Raw genomic sequence first — 18,925 nt, 5'->3', positions numbered from 1 at the left:
TATCACACGTTGTGACTGTGCTTTGACTGCTTATTTTTCCCTTTTACGCATAATATTCATAATGACGTTCGCTGTTTCTTCGACTGCTTTATTTGTCACATCAATGACTTCGCAGCCAATTTTTTTCACAATCCCATCAAAATATTGTAGTTCTTCTTTAATTCGATCAATGTTTGCATAAATGGCACGGTCATCTAATCCGAGCGATTTTAACCGCTCACGACGAATTTCATTTAGCTTTTCTGGACTAATTTTTAAACCAAAACATTTTTCCGGCGGCACTTGAAATAATTCTTCAGGTGGATCTACTTCTGGAACGATCGGGACGTTCGCCACTTTAAATCGTTTATGGGCTAAATATTGTGATAACGGTGTTTTGGACGTGCGCGATACACCAATTAAAACGATATCCGCTCTCAAAATACCGCGTGGATCGCGTCCATCATCGTACTTCACCGCAAATTCAATGGCTTCGATTTTTCGGAAATAGTCTTCATCTAACACACGAACAGGGCCCGGTTCGCAACGTGGCGACATTTGTAATAACTTTCCCATTTGTTCAATAAGCGGTCCGATAATGTCGTATACAGGCACTCCTTCACGTGCCGCTTCAGCTAATAAAAATTGACGCATTTCCGGTACAACTAACGTAAATACAATAATGCCTCGATTCATTTTTGCTAAAGCGACGACTTCTGATAACGTCTCCACATCTTCGACATAAGGAACACGTCGAAATTGAACGAGCGCCCCCTGAAACTGGCTCGCTGCTGCTTTTACAACGAGCTCGGCCGTCTCCCCTGCTGAGTCGGATACGACGTATACGATTTGACTCATGATTTTCCCCCTTTAAAGCACGTCTTCTTTCGCTAACGCGACAAGCACCTTCGTCATATTCGTTTTCGTAATGCGCCCGACGACTTCGTACCCTTTGTCCACCTTTTTGACAACAGGCATTGCATCAATTTGTTTTTCGATTAATTTTTGGGCGACATCAATAAGCAAATCATCTTTTTCGCAAAATGTAATATTCGGCATGCGCGTCATAATAATATTGACAGGAATAGATGTCAACTCTTGTTTTCCGATGCTCGCACGCAACAAATCTTTACGAGATAACACACCGACAAGCAACGACTCGTCATCTACAACAAATAACGTGCCAACATCTTCTAAAAACATCGTGACAATCGCATCATAGACGCTCACATTTTCATTAATCACAACAGGAATGGACTGATAATCGCTCACTTTCATTTTTTTAATTTTATCAGCAAGCAATTGCGTCCCTGTTTTTCCTGTATAAAAATAGCCAACACGAGGTCTTGCTTCTAAGTACCCAGCCATCGTTAAAATGGCTAAATCAGGCCGTAACGTCGCCCGCGTTAAATTGAGCTTTTCCGCAATATGCTCACCTGTAATCGGCCCGTGGTCTTTGACGATTTGTAAAATTTGTTCTTGACGTTTATTGAGTTCGATTGTCGCTCACCACCTTACAATAGGCTACACTATAAGACCATATTATAATTCATCTTTATATTTTGCAAACAAAAGTGGGAAGCGGACAACGCTACATTTGTCCGCTTTCACCTTTTAACGTATGGATTTGCTGTAAAAACCGTTTTGTTTTCAGCGAAAGACCTGAATATTCATCGTAATAAGCTGAAATGATCGTTTGTAGTTGTCGTTTCGTTTCTTGTTTGACAGCGATTTGACCGATGCGAGACAAATCAACGTAGTAAAATAGGCGAAGTAATTTTAAAACCGATGGAGTCATCGGGATGCGGTGTGGATCGTGCTCAAAACAACGGTGGCAAAGAAATCCTCCGTGTGCAATCGAAAAGGCAAACGTTCCTTCTTTTTCTCCACAAATAGCACAGCCATCTAACTTCGGATATAATCCGAATGCCGGAAGCAATTTCATTTCATATATGTACGTTAATACTTCGGCATCGAGCCCTTCATTCATATACGTCAATGTTTGTAAAAGAAGTTCAAATAAATACGGATTTGGTCGTCTTTCTTCGGTTGCTTTATCTGTCAATTCAACAATGTACGAGGCATATGCTGTTAAAAAAATGTCTTCTCGTATATGGCGCATCGTCGAAAGCAATTCCCCTTGATGCAAACTACCAACACCGCGACTTTTTTGAACAAGATATATGCCGTATGTAAATATTTGCGTAACAGAAGAAAGGCGGCTGCTTGGCTTTTTCGCTCCCCTTGCCATTGCAGCAACCTTCCCCCATTCGCGTGTAAATATCGTCACAATTTTATTCGTCTCTCCATAGTCAATCGTTCGAATAACAATGCCTTCACATTTTTCAAACATATAACATAACCTTCCAAAGTTAAAGGACGTGATAATCTCTTTCCGTTATATGATACGTGGAATCGCTGGCTTGCTCTTGCGTTTCGCGTTCTAGCTCCTTAAACAAAAGATACGTGTCAATATTCCCGGTTTGGCTGAACAATTTCCAGGTAAAATCGAGCATCGAACCACACCTTTCTCTCGTTAGTTGACGGTGATTGAGCAGCTCACTTGTAGTTTGCCCTTTTTGCGCTGTTGCAATGTCTTTTAAAATTTTACAGCATTAATACTCATCTTCACGATAGCCAAGGTCTCGCAACTGTGCCATTTTATTGCGCCAATCTTTTTGTACTTTTACCCATAATTCTAAAAACACTTTTGAACCGAGTAGCGCCTCAATATCCGCGCGCGCACGTTGACCAATTTCCTTCAACATTTGACCGCGCTTGCCGATAATAATTCCCTTTTGCGAATCACGCTCAACGATAATGGTCGCTGCAACATATACCGTATCGCCATTTTCGCGACGTTCAATCGAATCAATCACAACAGCAATGGAATGTGGCACTTCTTCTCGCGTCAAATGGAGCGCTTTTTCACGAATAAACTCAGCAATGATAAATCGTTCAGGATGATCCGTTATTTGATGTGCTGGATAATATTGCGGTCCTTCAGGCAAGTAATGTTTAATTTGTTGCAACAACGTTTCTACATTGTTGCCTTGCAACGCTGAAATAGGGATGACTTCGGCAAACGAATGGAGTGAGCGATATTGCTCAATCAGCGGCAATAAATCGTCCGGGTGCACTTCGTCAATTTTATTAATGACTAAAAACACCGGTGTTTGTACTTGTTTTAAACGTTCAATAATAAACTCATCCCCGCGACCGAGCCCTTCTACAGCATTCACCATAAATAAAATTAAATCAACTTCTTGCAACGCGCTTTGCGCTACTTTTACCATAAAATCGCCAAGCTTATGTTTCGGTTTATGAATGCCCGGCGTATCAATAAAAACGATTTGCGCGTCATCTGTTGTGTACACACCTTGAATTTTATTGCGCGTCGTTTGCGGCTTATCGCTCATAATTGCAATTTTTTGCCCGATGACGCGATTTAAAAATGTAGATTTTCCTACATTCGGTCTTCCGATAATTGCTACGAATCCTGATTTATATCCTTCTCGAATCATAAAACCCTCCATCGCATAAAGTATGCTTGCTTTTTATTTTACCAAAATATGAACGCGATTTCACTACTATTTATGAAAATGTAAAGAATTTTTAAAAAATACATACATATAAGGAAATAAAATGGAAATCCCTATGATCACGGATATAAAAGCAAACATAAGTACAGCGCCAGCTGCTAAATCTTTTGCTTCTTTCGCTAATGGCCGATACTCATCCGTCACTAAATCAACCGTCCGCTCTATTGCGCTATTGACGATTTCTAAACTCATCACTGCTCCAATCGTCAAAAGCAACACAAGCCATTCCATTTTTGAGATACGAAATATAGCTGCAGCAACGATAACAGCAATCGTTGCTGCGAAATGAATGCGCATATTTCGCTCATGACAAATGGCAATTCGAATGCCATTTAAAGCATATAATACGCTAGCGACAAATTGCTTCCAACGCATCATCGATCATCTCGTTAATCCAAATTGTTGTAATATGAGCTCTTGTTTCGTAAACATCTCTTTTTCTTCTTCTTCTGTTTCATGATCATAGCCAAGCAAATGTAAAAAGCCGTGCACCGCTAAAAAACCGAGTTCACGCATAAAAGAATGACCGTATTGCTCCGCCTGCTCGCGTGCTTTCGGCACAGAAATGATAATATCCCCGAGCACAGGTGGTACATCTACACCGACAATTTCAATCTCTTCTTCGCCCATTTCTTCAAGGGCGAACGAAATGACATCTGTCGGCTGATCTTTTCCGCGATAATCGCGATTTATTTCCCGAATTTTTTCATTGTCAACAAACGTAACGCTCACCTCTGCACCATCTGGCACATTTTCTTCCTTTGCCGCATGTTGCAATAGTTTTTCAATTCGTTCTATTTGCTCTTCTGTTATTTCATTTGTTTCATCCATAAAGTCAATCACTAACATAAAATCTCCCTCTTTCTTCTGTTAAAGTGCAAAAAGGACCCACGTGAATATGGGTCGCATTTACATTCCAGCATCTTCGTACGCAGCGATAATTTTACCGACGAGAGGATGACGTACAACATCAGCTTGCTCCAAAAAGACGAATGAAATTCCGCTTACATTCGTCAAAATGTCTTTTGCAATCGCAAGCCCAGAACGAACTCCTTTCGGTAAATCGACTTGTGAAATATCGCCGGTAATCACCATTTTCGAGCCGAAGCCGAGACGTGTTAAAAACATTTTCATTTGCGAAGGCGTCGTATTTTGCGCCTCATCTAAAATGACAAACGCATCATCTAACGTTCGCCCGCGCATATATGCAAGCGGAGCAATTTCAATCGCACCGCGCTCAATTAATCGTTGGGTATGTTCATGACCAAGTACGTCATGAAGCGCATCATAAAGTGGGCGTAAATACGGATCGACTTTTTCCTTTAAATCCCCCGGCAAAAAGCCTAAATTTTCCCCAGCTTCCACAGCTGGACGCGTCAAAATAATTCGCTTGACTTGTCCGTTTTTTAACGCTTGTACAGCCATCACAACTGCTAAATACGTTTTTCCCGTTCCTGCTGGACCAATGCCGAAAATTAAATCATGGCGCTGAATGGCAGAAACGTATTGACGCTGACCGAGCGTTTTGACGCGAATCGCTTTCCCTTTTGCATTTTTTCCGATTTCTTCATTGTACAATTCAATAAAGTGAGAAATCGTTCCATTTTTGGCCATTTTCAGCGCATAAAGCACATCACGCTCGCTAATGACAATGCCTTTGCGAATAACAAGCAACAAATGACGCAACAACTCATCAACAAGCTCAATATGTTGTTTGTTTCCTGACACGCTTAACGATTCTCCACGCGTCACAATCGACACACCAAGTTCTTGCTCAATGCGCTTTAAATGAACATCGTGCGTACCGAACAAAGCGAGCGCTTCATCTGCATTTTGTACGTTAAGGTGAATCGTGACAAACTGTTCCGACATTCCTCAGTCTCCTTGAATAATTGGTTGTGGTATCGCAATGTTTTCAATGACTTGGTAATGCATTTCTACTTTTACTTTACCATTCTCCTTCGCCTCATGCAAAACTTTTTCACCTTGAATGTTCGCATCCGCAGGTAATTGTCGCTGTAACTGCTCACGCGCAATTTGTTTCGCTACCGCTTTTGCTTGTTCGTACGAATACTCACGAACAGCGATTTCTTTTTCACGCCACACGACTTTTTCATAAACAATCGGTAACGTCCATGTGAAAAAGCGGAACGTTTTTTCATCTACTTGTTTTTCAAATTGTGAAAACTGCTCTTCATGATCCCAAAAAATCGGAATTTTCCACGACCAAAAACGAACGTAATGTGTTTCACGTTTTTTTCCCGTCAACATATAAAACGTCGTTTTCATCGGAACAGCAACAGTAGACTTGTACCACGTCTCGCCTAAAATTTGACCGCGCGCTGGCACGATCTCTGTTTGCCCTTCTTTCCCAATAAAGCCGGAAACGAGCAATTGTCCCGGAACGACATGATCGTTCACTTCTACCACTGCTTGACCTTGTTCAACAAACATGTACGTAATGACCGCTTTTTTCTTCGCAACAAGATGCTGGGGGGTATTCGATTTCGTTTCTGTCGGCTGCTTTTTTTCAACGACTTGGCAATATAACGTCGTTCCACGCCACTCCACACCAATCCACGTAATCGCATCTATCTTGTTGGTTAGCGTTCGTTGAATCGCTTCAGGAGGTGGAGTAACAAATTGCAACGCACCGCGCTCAACCCCTATTTTTTTCAATTCCTGCCTAACGGTATGTTCGACTTCTGGATTCGCCCCTGTGACTTCAATGCGCCAAATCATGTTAGATAATATAAAAACGATACATATAAATGTAACGACTCCGATAACGATGCCGCTATTTTTCCACGATGCTTTTAGCCAAAACGGCGCCCCACGACGATCGAGAACATATAATTTACAACCGCTTTTTCGCATCGCCGCTCGCACATGATGAATGTCGCGAAGGAGCATATGGCATGTTAGCGAATCGTCCCGCTCTCGCCTGACGTTCCATACATATATCCCACGGCGTGTAAATTCATTTAATAACCGCTCTAATCCTTTTCCAACAATACGTACTCGCAAATTCCCAGTCAGTTGATGTACCCATTCGTTTTTCACACCCGCCCCCCCTATTCTTCCAAATATAAAACTTGACTAATTTTCCCCTCGAGCAAAATTTCTTCCGGCAAAATCGTTTTAATGCTAAACGATTCCCCTTTGACAAGCAGCTGCCCGTTTTTTAATAACAAACGTAGTTCGCGATCTGTAAACAGAAGCAAACCACGATGATTCTCTATGTAGATATGAATATGTCCAATCATCGTAATACGGGGGAGGTCAGCGACAACATCCGCAGGTAGTTCCATTTGATTCGTTAACCATTGTCGCATTTTGCTTTTCCACTTTCCGATCATAAACAAAACCCCCTTTCATCTCATATGTATGAGTGAAACGGGGGTTGTAGCACTTATTTTCTACCAAACGGACGCTTTGCTCGCGGTGGACCGAGCACTTCTGAAAAAATCACGCCTTGCACGAGCGGGTGTTTAGGTAATTTTCTCCTCTCCACTCGTTGCTCTTCCGTTCGTTGCGGTGCGATCATTTGCTCTTGTTCTTTTTTCATCGATCGTCTCGTTCGCGGTTTCACTTCGGCCATCACAACTGGTAATTTCTGTTCTTGTTCTTGTTGTTTTTCTTGCTGTTGTTTTCGTTCAATCGTTTCTTCTCCCGCTTTCATTCGTTTTCCAACCCATGAGACAAATGCTGCCAAAATGAAAACGACAAATATGTTGTTTAGGAGCCATTCAATTAGCGCCATCATGTATTCCTCACTTTTTCTCGTCATCCGGATGTTGTGTCAATTTTCCAATGGAATCGCGCATGTTCGTATCTGCCATAATGTTTTTTAAGTTCATGTAATCCATCACACCAAGTTTGCCGGAACGAAGTGCTTCCGCCATCGCAAGCGGCACTTGCGCTTCGGCTTCTACGACTTTCGCCTGCATTTCTTGCACGCGCGCTTTCATTTCTTGTTCCAGTGCAACTGCCATCGCCCGACGTTCTTCCGCTTTCGCTTGTGCAATCTTTTTATCCGCTTCCGCTTGGTCTGTTTGCAGTTCAGCACCAATGTTTTTCCCGATATCAATATCAGCAATGTCAATGGATAAAATCTCAAACGCTGTTCCTGAGTCTAACCCTTTTGCTAATACGGTTTGTGAAATCATATCTGGATTTTCAAGCACTTTTTTATGATCGTCCTGCGACCCGATCGTAGAAACAATCCCTTCTCCCACACGTGCAATAATCGTTTCTTCTCCCGCACCACCAACTAATCGATCAATATTCGCACGTACAGTGATGCGTGCTTTCGCTTTCACTTCAATACCGTCCATCGCTACACCAGCAATAAACGGGGTTTCAATGACTTTTGGATTGACGCTCATTTGCACCGCTTCTAATACGTTTCGACCGGCTAAATCAATTGCCGCACAACGTTCAAACGTTAAATTAATATTTGCTCGCTGCGCAGCAATTAACGCATTAACGACGCGGTCAACATTTCCTCCCGCTAAATAGTGGCTTTCTAACTGGTTCGTCGTCACATCAAGCCCTGCTTTTTTTGCTTTAATTAATGGATTAATGACGCGCGACGGAATGACGCGGCGTAAACGCATCCCAATAAGTGTAAAAATGCTAATTGGCACACCAGAAGCAAGTGCGGAAATCCAAAGCATAACGGGAACGAACGAAAAGAATACAGCTAACAACACAAACCCTAACGCAATCGCAATAATAAGTAAAAGTTGATCCGGTGTCATACGATTTCCTCCTCTTTTTTACATTCTCGAACGACGACTTTTAACCCATCGACGTGAATAACTTCAATCGGTCGATGTCGTTCAATATATTCTCCTTCTGTGACAACATCTACACGTTCGCCGTCAATGAGCGCCGTTCCTGCTGGCCGCAATACAGTGATGGCCACTCCGCGTTTCCCGATGAAATCCATGCGCGCTTCATGAGACACATATCCTTCTTCATTCCGCTGTTCGTCGGTAAGCACAATTTTTTCAAAAAGCGCCATCTTCTTTTTGCTCACCCGGCTAAGCCATAAGCCCACCATTAGCGCACTCACGACAGCTACTGCTAACGACATCGTAACAAACGGGGAATGTTTGGCGGCTAAAAATAAGCTCCAGACGAGCGTACCGAGCCCAAGAAAGCCAATGACGCCACCTGGTACAAACAACTCAATGACTAACAAAATAAGACCAATCGCAAACAACATCATCGCCCCAACGGTTGTTAAACCAGCTGCTAAATGCGATGAGAAAAAAAGCAAAAAACAAATGATGCTTACAGCTCCTTTCCATCCCCAACGCGCATCGTACAGTTGCCAAACGAACGTGACGCTGCCGGCAATTAACAAAAGCGCAGCGAGAAATGGATGCGTGAAAGCAACAATGAGACCGGCCATGCTTTTTCCTCCCTTCACACTTATTATGTACGTATGAAAGAAGAAAAAGTTTCAAAAATTGAAAAACACCTTACGATATCGTAAGGTGTTTAACTTAAATGTTGTTGAACAAGTTTGTTTACGAGCGAGCCGTCCGCTTTTCCTTTCACTTTCGGCATGATCGCTCCCATCACTTTACCCATATCCGCTTTTGAGGAAGCGCCGACTTCGGCAATCGTTTCTTTCACGATTTGCACTAGCTCTTCTTCGCTCAACTGCTTCGGCATGTAAAGTTCAAGAACCGTAATCTCTTCCTTGACTTTATCAACAAGGTCTGTGCGACCAGCTTTTTCAAATTCTTGGAGGGAGTCTTTACGCTGTTTTAATTCGCGAGAAAGTACGGTTAATTCTTCATCTTCGGTCAACGTTTTGCCAAGTTTAATCGCTTCGTTTTGCAAAGCGGATTTCACCATGCGAATGACCGACAATTTGTCCTTCTCTTTGTTTTTCATCGCTTGCTTCATATCATTGTTCAAACGTTCGAGAAGACTCATAAATACACCCTCTTTTAATATTTGCGCTTTCTAGCCGCTTCAGACTTTTTCTTACGTCTTACGCTTGGCTTTTCATAGAATTCGCGCTTTCTTGCTTCTTGCAACGTACCTGTTTTTGAAACCGCACGTTTGAAGCGACGAAGAGCATCTTCAAGCGACTCGTTTTTACGAACGATCGTTTTCGACATCCTACTTCCCTCCCTCCGAACAAAACCGCTAATCCTTGGTACATGTGGAACATGTACTTTCAAAGTATAATATAACCAAGTTCATAAGTCAACTTCTTTTTATGAGCTTAATCGAACAGCTTCGTGATGATCATTCATGACACGTACAAATTCCCCTTCGTTATACGGATATCCAGCTTTTGTAATTTTTACTTTAACAAGTTGACCGACCATCTCTTCTGTTGCCGGGAATTTTACTTTCAAATAATTGTCCGTATAGCCAACATATAAGCCGCTCGCTGGATCTTCTTTGTACGGCTCTTCTGGAATGACTTCAAGCACTTGCCCTTCAAACTTCGATGCATATTCTTTTGCTAGTTGATCAGAAAGTGTAATTAAGCGATGAACGCGCTCATTTTTCACTTCCTCATCTACTTGATCTGGCATTCTTGCTGCTGGCGTGCCTGTCCGCTTCGAATATGGGAAAACATGCAGTTCAGAAAAACGCTGTTCACGAATAAACGCATATGTTTCCATAAACTCTTCTTCCGTTTCACCTGGGAAACCGACAATGACGTCAGACGTAACAGCTAAATCTGGGAATACTTCACGCAAACGCGCTAACCGTTCCGCAAAAAATTCCGTTGTATATTTGCGACGCATCCGCTTTAACACCGTATTTGAGCCCGATTGCAACGGAATGTGTAAATGGCGGACGATTTTATCCGACTGTTTTAATACATCAATGACTTCATCTGTAATTTGACTCGCTTCAATCGACGAAATACGCAATCGTTTTAATCCTTTCACTTGCTCATCGATGTCGCGCAACAACATGGCAAAATTGTAGTCTTTCATATCTTCTCCATATCCACCTGTATGGATGCCTGTTAATACAATTTCCTTATAGCCTGCATCAACAAGCTGTTGCGCTTGACGAATGACTTCTTTCGGATCGCGTGAACGCATTAAGCCGCGCGCCCATGGAATAATACAAAACGTACAAAAGTTATTGCAACCTTCTTGAATTTTCAGCGATGCGCGCGTCCGATCTGTAAACGCCGGTACATCCAATTCTTCATATACACGCGTTTTCATAATGTTGCGCACACCGTTAATCGGTTCACGCTGTTGTTTAAACTGCTCGATGTACTCTAAAATTTTTCCGCGATCTTGTGTACCGATGACGATATCGACACCTGGAATAGCCATCACTTCCGCTGGGGACGTTTGCGCATAACAGCCCGTTACACAAACGACCGCATCCGGATTGCGACGCACCGCACGTCGAATGACTTGGCGGCTTTTTTTATCCCCTGTATTCGTGACTGTACATGTATTAATAACATATACATCGGCATGGCTTTCAAAATCTTTTCGCTCATATCCTGCTTGTTTAAACAATTGCCAAATCGCCTCTGTTTCGTAATGATTCACTTTGCATCCTAACGTATGAAATGCAACCGTTGGCATGTATATCACCTCACTTAAGTTCCCATTCATAAGACACCGCTGATAACGCATATAACGGTGCCGTTTCTGCTCGTAAAATGCGCGGTCCAAGACTACATGCGATGAAACCATGTTGTTTCAATAACGTCACTTCTTGCTCGGATAAACCGCCTTCTGGTCCAAAAACAATTAAGAGGGAGTTCCCTTCATCCATCTTTTGAAGAAGATCGGCAAAAGCACGATGTTTTCCCTCTTTCGCTTCTTCTTCATAAGCAATACATGTATAATCCATGTCGCTCGCCCATGCAATGAGTTCCCGAATCGTCATCGGAGCATAAACAGACGGCATATATGCTCGGTGGGATTGTTCAGCCGCTTCTTTCACAATTTTTTGCCAACGCTCCACTTTTTTATCGCCTTTTTTCTCGTCCCATTTAACGATCGAACGGGATGTGATGAGCGGAAGAAAGCCTCTTGCTCCAAGCTCTGTTCCTTTTTGTAAAACGAGTTCGTATTTATCTCCTTTTAACAGTCCGCTTGCGACATAAATGTGCACAGGCAGTTCAACATTTCCCTCTATCCATTGTATAATACGGCATCGGACAAAATCATTGGAAATTTGTTCGATCTCACAAAGCATCGTTTCACTACGCTCATTACAACAAAGAAGGCGATCACCTTCATTCATGCGCATGACCCGCCCAATGTGATGGACGTCATCGCCAGAAATCATGACGTGATCGCCAACGATTTGCTCGTTACGTACGAAATATCGTTGCAACGCGAACACCCTTTTTATTGTTTTTTCGCAATAAATGCGATCCAATCTTCCATCGTTAACGTTTCTTCAATCGTGAAACCAGCGCGAAGAAGACCTTCTTTCACTTCTTGTTTTTTCGTTTGAATAATTCCTGATGTAATAAATACGCCTCCCGGACGCAACAAACGATACGCATCATCGACAAAACGAAGAATGATTTCAGCTAAAATGTTTGCAACGATGACATCCGCTTGTTCATCGATCCGATCAAGTAAATTGTTTTGCGAAACGGTGACGACATCGTGTACTTTATTTAATTTCACGTTCAATTTTGCACTTTCTACTGCGACAGGATCTAAATCGAGCGCATGAACACGTTTCGCTCCTAACATCGCAGCAGCAATACTTAAAATGCCTGACCCCGTACCGACATCGACGACCATATCACCTTGTTTGACCGTCTTCTCAAGCGCTTGAATACACATCACTGTCGTCGGATGCGTCCCCGTGCCGAACGCCATGCCCGGATCTAATTCAATAATTAATTCGTCGCTTGAAACACGTTCATACGTTTCCCATGTCGGAACGATCGTAAACCGCTCAGAAATTTTGACCGGATTGTAATACTTTTTCCACGCTGTCGCCCATTCCTCTTCGTTCACTTCGCTAATCGTAATTTTGTTTCGCCCAATATCGATGTTATATAACATTAAATTGTTAATCGCCTGTTTAATTTCTTCGACCGTCTCACCTAAAAAGCTATTTACCGGCAAATATGCCTTAATAATAACTCCTTCCTCGGGGTAATCGTCAGGATTGAGTTGGTAGATTTCCCCGTAAGTCGTTTCTCGTTCTTTCGTTAATTCAAACGGATCTTCAATGACGACGCCACCCGCACCTGCTTCGTGTAAAATATTTGAAATCGCCTCGACCGCTTCGTGTGTTGTATGAATGCTTATTTCAGACCATTTCATGATCTACCAACTCCTCCTTCACGTTACTCCCCTTTAAATGCTCGCTTCACTTTCGCAAAAAAGCTATCTTCTTGTCCATTCCCTTGACTGAGTTGTTCAAACTCACGCAACAATTGTTTTTGACGTTCGGTTAACTTCGTTGGTGTGACAACGCGAACGCGAATATGTTGATCTCCTTTTCCATAGCCATGCACATTCGGTACTCCTTTTCCTTTTAAGCGGAATTTCGTACCTGTTTGCGTACCTGCTGGAATTTTCAATTTCACTTTTCCATACAACGTCGGCACTTCAATATCCGCACCAAGCGCGGCTTGCGTAAACGTAATTGGCATTTCACAATAAATATCATCGCCATCACGTTCAAAAAACTCGTGCGGTTCGACATAGAAAACGATGTACAAATCTCCAGGTGGTCCCCCGTTTATTCCAGGCTCACCTTGACCTGCTAAGCGCAATTGTTGACCGTCATCGACACCGGCAGGAATTTTGACATGAATTTTTTTCCGTTTTTTCACACGACCTGTTCCATGACATGTCGAACATTTTTCTTTAATAAAATGTCCTGTGCCGCCGCAATGATGACACGGGCGACGATTTACGATGCGGCCAAACGGCGTCGCTTGTTCAATCGTTAATTGCCCTGTACCGTGGCAATGTGCGCACGTTTCTTTTTTCGTTCCTGGCTTCGCTCCAGAGCCATGGCACGTATCGCACGTTTCTTCACGTGGAATTTCAATATTTGTTTCCTTTCCAAAAACCGCTTCTTCAAATGTTAAACGCATCGTATATTGCAAATCTGCCCCTGCACGCGGTGCGTTCGGATCACGTCGACGCCCACCGCCAAAAAAACTACTAAAAATATCTTCAAAGCCACCAAACCCACCGAAGTCAAAATCAGCCCCGCCAAATCCACCAAACTGTTGGTTCGGATCCGTATGGCCGAATTGATCGTAATGGGCACGCTTTTGGTCATCGCTTAACACTTCGTATGCTTCTTTAATTTCTTTAAACTTTTCAGCTGCATCGGGCGCTTTATTAATATCTGGATGATACTGCTTTGATAATTTTCGATACGCTTTTTTAATTTCTTCTTTTGTTGCGTTTTTACTCACGCCGAGCACTTCATAATAGTCTCGTTTACTCATGATCACCCACTCCCGACTCGTTCACATGAACGTAATTTTATCATTGTCTCAACTTGTTGCGCAATACATTTGATGTTTCCATAGCAAAAAAGTCAAAGCCAAGGCAGGCCTGACTTTGACTTTTTGTTTGTTTACTTATCTTCTTTCACTTCTTCAAATTCCGCATCGACGACGTTGTCGTCTTTTTTGCCTTCGCTTTGTTGTGCTTGCGCTTGTTTAGCCGCTTGTTCATATAGCTTAACAGAAAGCTGTTGCACAACTTCTTGCAACGCGTTTTTCTTCGCGCGAATGTCTTCGATATCTTTGCCCTCAAGCGCTGCTTTTAATGCATCTTTTGCTTCTTGCGCTTTTTTCACATCCGCTTCGTCTACTTTTCCTTCTAATTCTTTTAACGTTTTTTCTGTTGTGAAAATGAGATGGTCTGCTTCGTTGCGAAGTTCCACTTCTTCTTTTCGCTTCCGGTCTGCTTCTGCATTTTCTTCTGCTTCTTTAATCATGCGTTGAATTTCTTCTTCAGACAAACCAGAAGAAGATTTAATTGTAATCGATTGCTCTTTATTTGTACCTAAGTCTTTCGCGCGCACGTGCACAATACCGTTTGCGTCAATGTCAAATGTGACTTCAATTTGTGGTACACCGCGCGGAGCTGGCGGAATGTCTGTTAATTGGAAGCGACCGAGCGTTTTGTTATCGGCAGCCATCGGACGTTCACCTTGTAAAACGTGAATGTCTACAGCCGTTTGGTTATCTGCTGCCGTTGTGAAAATTTGCGACTTGCTTGTCGGAATAGTTGTGTTGCGCTCAATTAATTTTGTAAAGACGCCACCCATCGTTTCAATACCGAGCGAAAGCGGTGTTACATCTAATAATACGACGTCTTTTACGTCCCCTGCGATTACTCCACCTTGAATCGCTGCACCGATCGCAACAACTTCGTCTGGGTTTACTCCTTTATGAGGCTCTTTGCCAATTTCTTTTTTAATCGCTTCTTGAACAGCTGGAATGCGCGTTGAACCACCAACAAGAATGACTTTGTCGATATCTGCAGGCGTCAATCCAGCATCTTTTAACGCTTGACGAACAGGTCCCATCGTACGCTCAACTAAGTGCGCTGATAATTCTTCAAATTTTGCGCGCGTTAACGTCATTTCTAAGTGAAGCGGACCGTTTTCGTTTGCGCTAATAAACGGCAATGAAATTTGCGTTTGCATCACGCCAGAAAGCTCTTTTTTCGCTTTTTCTGCCGCGTCTTTTAAACGTTGCAACGCCATTTTATCTTTTGATAAATCGATGCCGTGTTCTTTTTTGAACTCCTCAACTAAATAATCGATGATGACTTGGTCAAAGTCGTCACCACCAAGGTGGTTGTCACCAGCCGTCGCTTTTACTTCGAATACACCATCACCTAATTCAAGAATCGATACGTCAAACGTACCTCCGCCAAGGTCATATACGAGAATTGTTTGATCTTCATCCATTTTATCTAATCCGTATGCTAACGCAGCTGCTGTTGGCTCGTTAATGATGCGCTCGACTTCTAAACCAGCAATGCGGCCAGCATCTTTTGTCGCTTGACGTTGTGCATCGTTAAAGTAAGCTGGAACAGTAATCACAGCACGTGTAACAGGTTCACCTAAATACGCTTCCGCATATGATTTTAAGTATTGCAAAATCATTGCAGAAATTTGTTGCGGTGTGTATTCTTTTCCTTCTACTTGTACTTTATAGTCTGTGCCCATATGGCGCTTAATCGAAATAATTGTATTTGGGTTTGTAATCGCTTGGCGTTTTGCCACTTCACCGACTAAACGCTCACCGTTTTTAAACGCAACGACAGACGGTGTCGTGCGACCTCCTTCTGGGTTTGGAATAACTTTTGGCTCCCCGCCTTCTAACACAGCGACGCAAGAGTTTGTTGTACCTAAGTCAATACCGATAATTTTGCTCATACATAATCCCTCCTCATTGATTTACTTTGACCATTGCTGGACGAATGACACGATCTTTTAATTTGTAGCCTTTTTGGAATTCTTCTATAACTGTATTTGGCTCGTAGTTTTGATCATCTACTTGCATCACCGCTTGATGCACATGCGGGTCGAACGGTTTTCCAACCGATTCAATGACTTCGACCCCTTCTTTTTTGAGCGCTTCAATGAATGCGCGATAAACCATTTCCATTCCTTGCAATAACGACTTTGCTTTTTCATCTTCTACTTGCACTTGTAACGCGCGTTCAAAGTTATCTAAAATCGGCAATAAATCAGAAACTAAACTTTGCGCGCGGTATTTTTCTGCAGCTTCCATATCTAAACGCACACGGCGACGATAATTGTCAAAGTCGGCATGGAGGCGAAGAAAACGATTTTCTGTTTCTGCTAACTTCGCTTCCAATTGAGCAATTTTTTCGTATGCAAGCGCTAATTCGTCTTGCTCTTCTTGTTGTGTTTCTTCACTTTGCGCTTGCTCCTCTTGCACTTGCTCATCTTGTACGTCTTCAGATTGTTCAACAGTTTCATCATATGTACGCTGTTCTTTCTCCATCTTCTCACCTCCCTAAAAAACTTGAAAAGCAGATGGGGAAATTCCCCATCCATAATATTGACATCGCTAATCTTTTTGATACCACATCGATAACACCTTCGACAAATCCGTCGCAACAAGGTTTAATAGTGAAATGACGCGCGAATATTCCATGCGAGTTGGTCCAAGAACAGCGATCGTACCAAGCTTTTCACCATCGACAGAATACGTCGCTGTAATTAAACTGCAGTTTTCCATTCCTGCTACATCGTTTTCTGTGCCAATTTTCACTTGAATACCTTGTTGCTTATGCTTCCTTAACAAACGATAAAACTCTTTTTCTTGTTCAATGACATTCAGCAATGCGCGAAGCTTATCGATGTCGCTAAACTCCGGTTGACGAAGCATGTTCATTTTTCCGCTTAAAAACATTTGCGCAGGCGCGTTTAAATCTAAAGAAGACGAAATCATTCGCAACATGTGGTCGTAGCTTTGGATGTGTTCGCGAAGCACGTGCGCAACTTCTGTTTGAATTTTATCTGTTAAATCTTCTAAAGGAACACCTGTCAACCGCTCATTTAAAATGTTGACCATCTTTTCGACGTCTGATGGCGGAATAGACGGTGGGAGCGTCACGACGTGCTTTTCTACATACCCCGTATCCGTCACAATAATGGCAACGGCTGTTTCTGCATTTAGCGGAACGATTTGAATCGTTTTTAGCTTATGTTCCTTTACTGAAGGACCGAGCACAACGGTTGTATAGTTCGTTAAGTCCGATAAAATTTGCGCCGATTTTTGAATAAGCTTTTCTAATTCGTATATTTGCTCATGAAAAATCGATTGAATCGTTTGTACATCTTTTTGTGTTAACCGAACAGGCGGCAATAAATGGTCAACGTAATAACGATATCCTTTTTGAGACGGAACGCGACCAGAAGAAATATGTGTTTTTTCAATAAAACCAAGCTCTTCTAAATCGGCCATTTCGTTGCGAATGGTCGCTGAACTAAACGTGATTTGCTCTTTTTTCGATAACGTTCGTGAACCAACAGGTTGCCCAGAACGAATAAAATCATCGACAATAATTTTTAAAATTAACAATTGGCGATCTGTTAGCAACGCTCATCACCTCTGTTAGCACTCTAACAAAGCGAGTGCTAAATCTACTATTAAGGTATCAAATTGCACTTGTCGTGTCAAGATGAAACGCCAAGAAACGATTGAAATACTTCGTTTCCGAGCAATTTGCCGCGATGGGTAAGGAAAATCGCTTGCTCCGTCTCTTCAAGCAATCCGTTTCGTTTTTGCAAGGCAATGGCTTCACCAAACACGTCATGCACCGTGTTTCCATATCGCATAAAAAATTCATTTTTATTTACCCCTTCGATTTTTCGTAAACCAAGAAACATATGCTCTTCCATTTGTTCTTCTTTTGACACAACATGCTCGTCTACATGTGGCCACTGCCCTTGCTCAATGAGCTGTATATATTTTTTAATCGGTCCAGCGTTTACATGTCTTATGCCGTTCATATAGCCATGGGCGCCTGCACCAAATCCGTAGTAATCGTCGTTATTCCAATATGTCATATTATGACGGCTATCAAACCCTTTTTGAGCATAGTTGCTTAATTCATATTGTCTATATCCATGTTGTTCCATTTGTTCCATAATCATTTCATACATATATGCTTCTTCTTCTTGACTCGGCAACGGCAACGTCTGTTTTTTCATCAAGTTGTAAAATACGGTTTTAGGCTCAATAATGAGCGAGTAGGCAGACACATGTTGAATCGGAAGCGAAAACGTTATGCGTAACGTTTCTTTTAGATGGTCGATCGTTTGTGTCGGCAATCCGTACATTAAATCGATATTTATATTATGAAAGCCGAGCTTGTGCGCGCGCTCAATCGTCTCGATTGCCGTTTCTTTCGTATGGGTACGTCCGATGCGTTGGAGCAATTCACGATCGAACGTTTGCACGCCAAAACTGAGGCGGTTCACTCCCCATTCCTTGAGCACGTATAACTGCTCATCGCTCACTTCATCCGGATTCGCTTCAACGGTGAACTCGACATCGGAAGCGAGCGAAACGATGCGGTGAATGGCACGCAATAATCGATCAAGCTGTTTGGCAGTCAACGACGTCGGTGTTCCTCCTCCGATAAATACCGTTTGCAATTGCGATGTCGGAACACGTTCAAACGTCCGTTCCATTTCGATGATTAACGCATCGATATAAGCGTCAACCGGTTGCTGATGTAAAAATACTTTATTGAAATCACAATAATGACAAATGTGCGTACAAAACGGAATATGAATATATGCTGCTTGAATCATTTACTTCACCCTTTTCTATGCAAAAA

The 18,925-nt window shown here is 42.4% G+C and carries 23 protein-coding genes; all 23 read right to left on the bottom strand.

Going from position 1 to position 18,925, the window contains the following annotated elements:
• Positions 1-30: 30 nt before the first annotated feature.
• Positions 31-837 carry a pyruvate, water dikinase regulatory protein gene (locus K1I43_RS05070; RefSeq protein ID WP_019416901.1) on the bottom strand — a complete coding sequence of 269 codons (807 nt, stop codon included), beginning with the start codon at positions 835-837 and terminating at the stop codon, positions 31-33.
• A 12-nt stretch (positions 838-849) separates the two neighbouring features.
• The gene (ccpN, locus tag K1I43_RS05065; protein ID WP_026011540.1) at positions 850-1,479 is read right to left on the bottom strand and encodes a transcriptional regulator CcpN; all 630 of its coding nucleotides are present in this window, start codon (positions 1,477-1,479) and stop codon (positions 850-852) included.
• Between the two features lie 91 nt (positions 1,480-1,570).
• Positions 1,571-2,332 (bottom strand): DNA repair protein RecO, encoded by a 762-nt coding sequence (recO, locus tag K1I43_RS05060; RefSeq protein WP_009374019.1) that lies wholly within the window; start codon positions 2,330-2,332, stop codon positions 1,571-1,573.
• 19 nt (positions 2,333-2,351) lie between these two features.
• Positions 2,352-2,495, bottom strand: coding sequence for a YqzL family protein (locus tag K1I43_RS05055; RefSeq protein ID WP_019416900.1), 144 nt, complete (start codon positions 2,493-2,495; stop codon positions 2,352-2,354).
• Between the two features lie 99 nt (positions 2,496-2,594).
• Entirely contained in the window at positions 2,595-3,503 is a 909-nt protein-coding gene (era, locus tag K1I43_RS05050; RefSeq protein ID WP_009374020.1) for a GTPase Era, read from the bottom strand.
• Between the two features lie 66 nt (positions 3,504-3,569).
• Positions 3,570-3,956 (bottom strand): diacylglycerol kinase family protein, encoded by a 387-nt coding sequence (locus tag K1I43_RS05045; protein WP_220382621.1) that lies wholly within the window; start codon positions 3,954-3,956, stop codon positions 3,570-3,572.
• Between the two features lie 6 nt (positions 3,957-3,962).
• On the bottom strand, positions 3,963-4,430 hold the full coding sequence (ybeY, locus tag K1I43_RS05040) for an rRNA maturation RNase YbeY (RefSeq protein WP_026011539.1): 468 nt from the start codon (positions 4,428-4,430) through the stop codon (positions 3,963-3,965).
• A 60-nt stretch (positions 4,431-4,490) separates the two neighbouring features.
• Entirely contained in the window at positions 4,491-5,453 is a 963-nt protein-coding gene (locus tag K1I43_RS05035) for a PhoH family protein (RefSeq protein WP_019416897.1), read from the bottom strand.
• A gap of 3 nt (positions 5,454-5,456) precedes the next feature.
• On the bottom strand, positions 5,457-6,644 hold the full coding sequence (gene yqfD, locus K1I43_RS05030) for a sporulation protein YqfD (protein WP_009374024.1): 1,188 nt from the start codon (positions 6,642-6,644) through the stop codon (positions 5,457-5,459).
• An 11-nt stretch (positions 6,645-6,655) separates the two neighbouring features.
• Positions 6,656-6,940, bottom strand: coding sequence for a sporulation protein YqfC (gene yqfC / locus K1I43_RS05025; protein WP_009374025.1), 285 nt, complete (start codon positions 6,938-6,940; stop codon positions 6,656-6,658).
• Between the two features lie 53 nt (positions 6,941-6,993).
• On the bottom strand, positions 6,994-7,347 hold the full coding sequence (locus K1I43_RS05020; protein WP_019416895.1) for a hypothetical protein: 354 nt from the start codon (positions 7,345-7,347) through the stop codon (positions 6,994-6,996).
• Between the two features lie 7 nt (positions 7,348-7,354).
• The gene (gene floA / locus K1I43_RS05015; protein ID WP_019416894.1) at positions 7,355-8,344 is read right to left on the bottom strand and encodes a flotillin-like protein FloA; all 990 of its coding nucleotides are present in this window, start codon (positions 8,342-8,344) and stop codon (positions 7,355-7,357) included.
• Complete coding sequence (locus K1I43_RS05010) at positions 8,341-9,003, bottom strand: NfeD family protein (protein WP_019416893.1); 663 nt, start codon at positions 9,001-9,003, stop codon at positions 8,341-8,343. Before K1I43_RS05010 ends, floA begins: the two co-directional genes overlap by 4 nt.
• An 89-nt stretch (positions 9,004-9,092) precedes the next feature.
• Positions 9,093-9,536 (bottom strand): GatB/YqeY domain-containing protein, encoded by a 444-nt coding sequence (locus K1I43_RS05005; protein ID WP_003393899.1) that lies wholly within the window; start codon positions 9,534-9,536, stop codon positions 9,093-9,095.
• Between the two features lie 14 nt (positions 9,537-9,550).
• Entirely contained in the window at positions 9,551-9,724 is a 174-nt protein-coding gene (rpsU, locus tag K1I43_RS05000) for a 30S ribosomal protein S21 (protein ID WP_003393897.1), read from the bottom strand.
• A 99-nt stretch (positions 9,725-9,823) separates the two neighbouring features.
• Positions 9,824-11,176 (bottom strand): tRNA (N(6)-L-threonylcarbamoyladenosine(37)-C(2))-methylthiotransferase MtaB, encoded by a 1,353-nt coding sequence (gene mtaB, locus K1I43_RS04995; protein WP_009374029.1) that lies wholly within the window; start codon positions 11,174-11,176, stop codon positions 9,824-9,826.
• 10 nt (positions 11,177-11,186) lie between these two features.
• The gene (locus tag K1I43_RS04990; RefSeq protein ID WP_026011538.1) at positions 11,187-11,936 is read right to left on the bottom strand and encodes a 16S rRNA (uracil(1498)-N(3))-methyltransferase; all 750 of its coding nucleotides are present in this window, start codon (positions 11,934-11,936) and stop codon (positions 11,187-11,189) included.
• A 14-nt stretch (positions 11,937-11,950) separates the two neighbouring features.
• Complete coding sequence (gene prmA, locus K1I43_RS04985) at positions 11,951-12,889, bottom strand: 50S ribosomal protein L11 methyltransferase (RefSeq protein ID WP_009374032.1); 939 nt, start codon at positions 12,887-12,889, stop codon at positions 11,951-11,953.
• A 23-nt stretch (positions 12,890-12,912) separates the two neighbouring features.
• Positions 12,913-14,034: a molecular chaperone DnaJ gene (gene dnaJ, locus K1I43_RS04980; RefSeq protein WP_009374033.1), complete on the bottom strand. Its 1,122-nt coding sequence runs from the start codon at positions 14,032-14,034 to the stop codon at positions 12,913-12,915.
• A gap of 131 nt (positions 14,035-14,165) precedes the next feature.
• A complete protein-coding gene (gene dnaK / locus K1I43_RS04975; protein ID WP_019416888.1) occupies positions 14,166-15,983 on the bottom strand; it encodes a molecular chaperone DnaK in 1,818 nt (605 codons plus the stop codon).
• 13 nt (positions 15,984-15,996) lie between these two features.
• Complete coding sequence (gene grpE, locus K1I43_RS04970) at positions 15,997-16,578, bottom strand: nucleotide exchange factor GrpE (protein ID WP_019416887.1); 582 nt, start codon at positions 16,576-16,578, stop codon at positions 15,997-15,999.
• Positions 16,579-16,644: 66 nt separating this feature from the next.
• Complete coding sequence (hrcA, locus tag K1I43_RS04965) at positions 16,645-17,679, bottom strand: heat-inducible transcriptional repressor HrcA (RefSeq protein ID WP_019416886.1); 1,035 nt, start codon at positions 17,677-17,679, stop codon at positions 16,645-16,647.
• A gap of 77 nt (positions 17,680-17,756) precedes the next feature.
• A complete protein-coding gene (gene hemW, locus K1I43_RS04960; protein WP_033383231.1) occupies positions 17,757-18,899 on the bottom strand; it encodes a radical SAM family heme chaperone HemW in 1,143 nt (380 codons plus the stop codon).
• Between the last annotated feature and the right edge of the window lie 26 nt (positions 18,900-18,925).

This window comes from Anoxybacillus sp. ST70 (assembly GCF_019553625.1).
Classification (GTDB): Bacteria; Bacillota; Bacilli; order Bacillales; family Anoxybacillaceae; genus Anoxybacillus; species Anoxybacillus gonensis.
This window is presented reverse-complemented; position numbering and strand designations above follow the sequence as displayed.

Excerpts from the sequence above, each read along its gene's own strand:
- K1I43_RS05035 (WP_019416897.1), bottom strand. The coding sequence starts at position 5,453 with ATGTCGGAACAGTTTGTCACGATTCACCTTAACGTACAAAATGCAGAT.
- prmA (WP_009374032.1), bottom strand. The coding sequence starts at position 12,889 with ATGAAATGGTCTGAAATAAGCATTCATACAACACACGAAGCGGTCGAG.
- K1I43_RS05010 (WP_019416893.1), bottom strand. The coding sequence starts at position 9,003 with ATGGCCGGTCTCATTGTTGCTTTCACGCATCCATTTCTCGCTGCGCTT.
- mtaB (WP_009374029.1), bottom strand. The coding sequence starts at position 11,176 with ATGCCAACGGTTGCATTTCATACGTTAGGATGCAAAGTGAATCATTAC.
- K1I43_RS05055 (WP_019416900.1), bottom strand. The coding sequence starts at position 2,495 with ATGCTCGATTTTACCTGGAAATTGTTCAGCCAAACCGGGAATATTGAC.
- K1I43_RS05020 (WP_019416895.1), bottom strand. The coding sequence starts at position 7,347 with ATGATGGCGCTAATTGAATGGCTCCTAAACAACATATTTGTCGTTTTC.
- hemW (WP_033383231.1), bottom strand. The coding sequence starts at position 18,899 with ATGATTCAAGCAGCATATATTCATATTCCGTTTTGTACGCACATTTGT.
- K1I43_RS05005 (WP_003393899.1), bottom strand. The coding sequence starts at position 9,536 with ATGAGTCTTCTCGAACGTTTGAACAATGATATGAAGCAAGCGATGAAA.
- grpE (WP_019416887.1), bottom strand. The coding sequence starts at position 16,578 with ATGGAGAAAGAACAGCGTACATATGATGAAACTGTTGAACAATCTGAA.
- recO (WP_009374019.1), bottom strand. The coding sequence starts at position 2,332 with ATGTTTGAAAAATGTGAAGGCATTGTTATTCGAACGATTGACTATGGA.
- K1I43_RS05070 (WP_019416901.1), bottom strand. The coding sequence starts at position 837 with ATGAGTCAAATCGTATACGTCGTATCCGACTCAGCAGGGGAGACGGCC.
- K1I43_RS05045 (WP_220382621.1), bottom strand. The coding sequence starts at position 3,956 with ATGCGTTGGAAGCAATTTGTCGCTAGCGTATTATATGCTTTAAATGGC.
- dnaJ (WP_009374033.1), bottom strand. The coding sequence starts at position 14,034 with ATGAGTAAACGAGACTATTATGAAGTGCTCGGCGTGAGTAAAAACGCA.
- dnaK (WP_019416888.1), bottom strand. The coding sequence starts at position 15,983 with ATGAGCAAAATTATCGGTATTGACTTAGGTACAACAAACTCTTGCGTC.
- rpsU (WP_003393897.1), bottom strand. The coding sequence starts at position 9,724 with ATGTCGAAAACGATCGTTCGTAAAAACGAGTCGCTTGAAGATGCTCTT.
- ybeY (WP_026011539.1), bottom strand. The coding sequence starts at position 4,430 with ATGTTAGTGATTGACTTTATGGATGAAACAAATGAAATAACAGAAGAG.
- yqfC (WP_009374025.1), bottom strand. The coding sequence starts at position 6,940 with ATGATCGGAAAGTGGAAAAGCAAAATGCGACAATGGTTAACGAATCAA.
- floA (WP_019416894.1), bottom strand. The coding sequence starts at position 8,344 with ATGACACCGGATCAACTTTTACTTATTATTGCGATTGCGTTAGGGTTT.
- era (WP_009374020.1), bottom strand. The coding sequence starts at position 3,503 with ATGATTCGAGAAGGATATAAATCAGGATTCGTAGCAATTATCGGAAGA.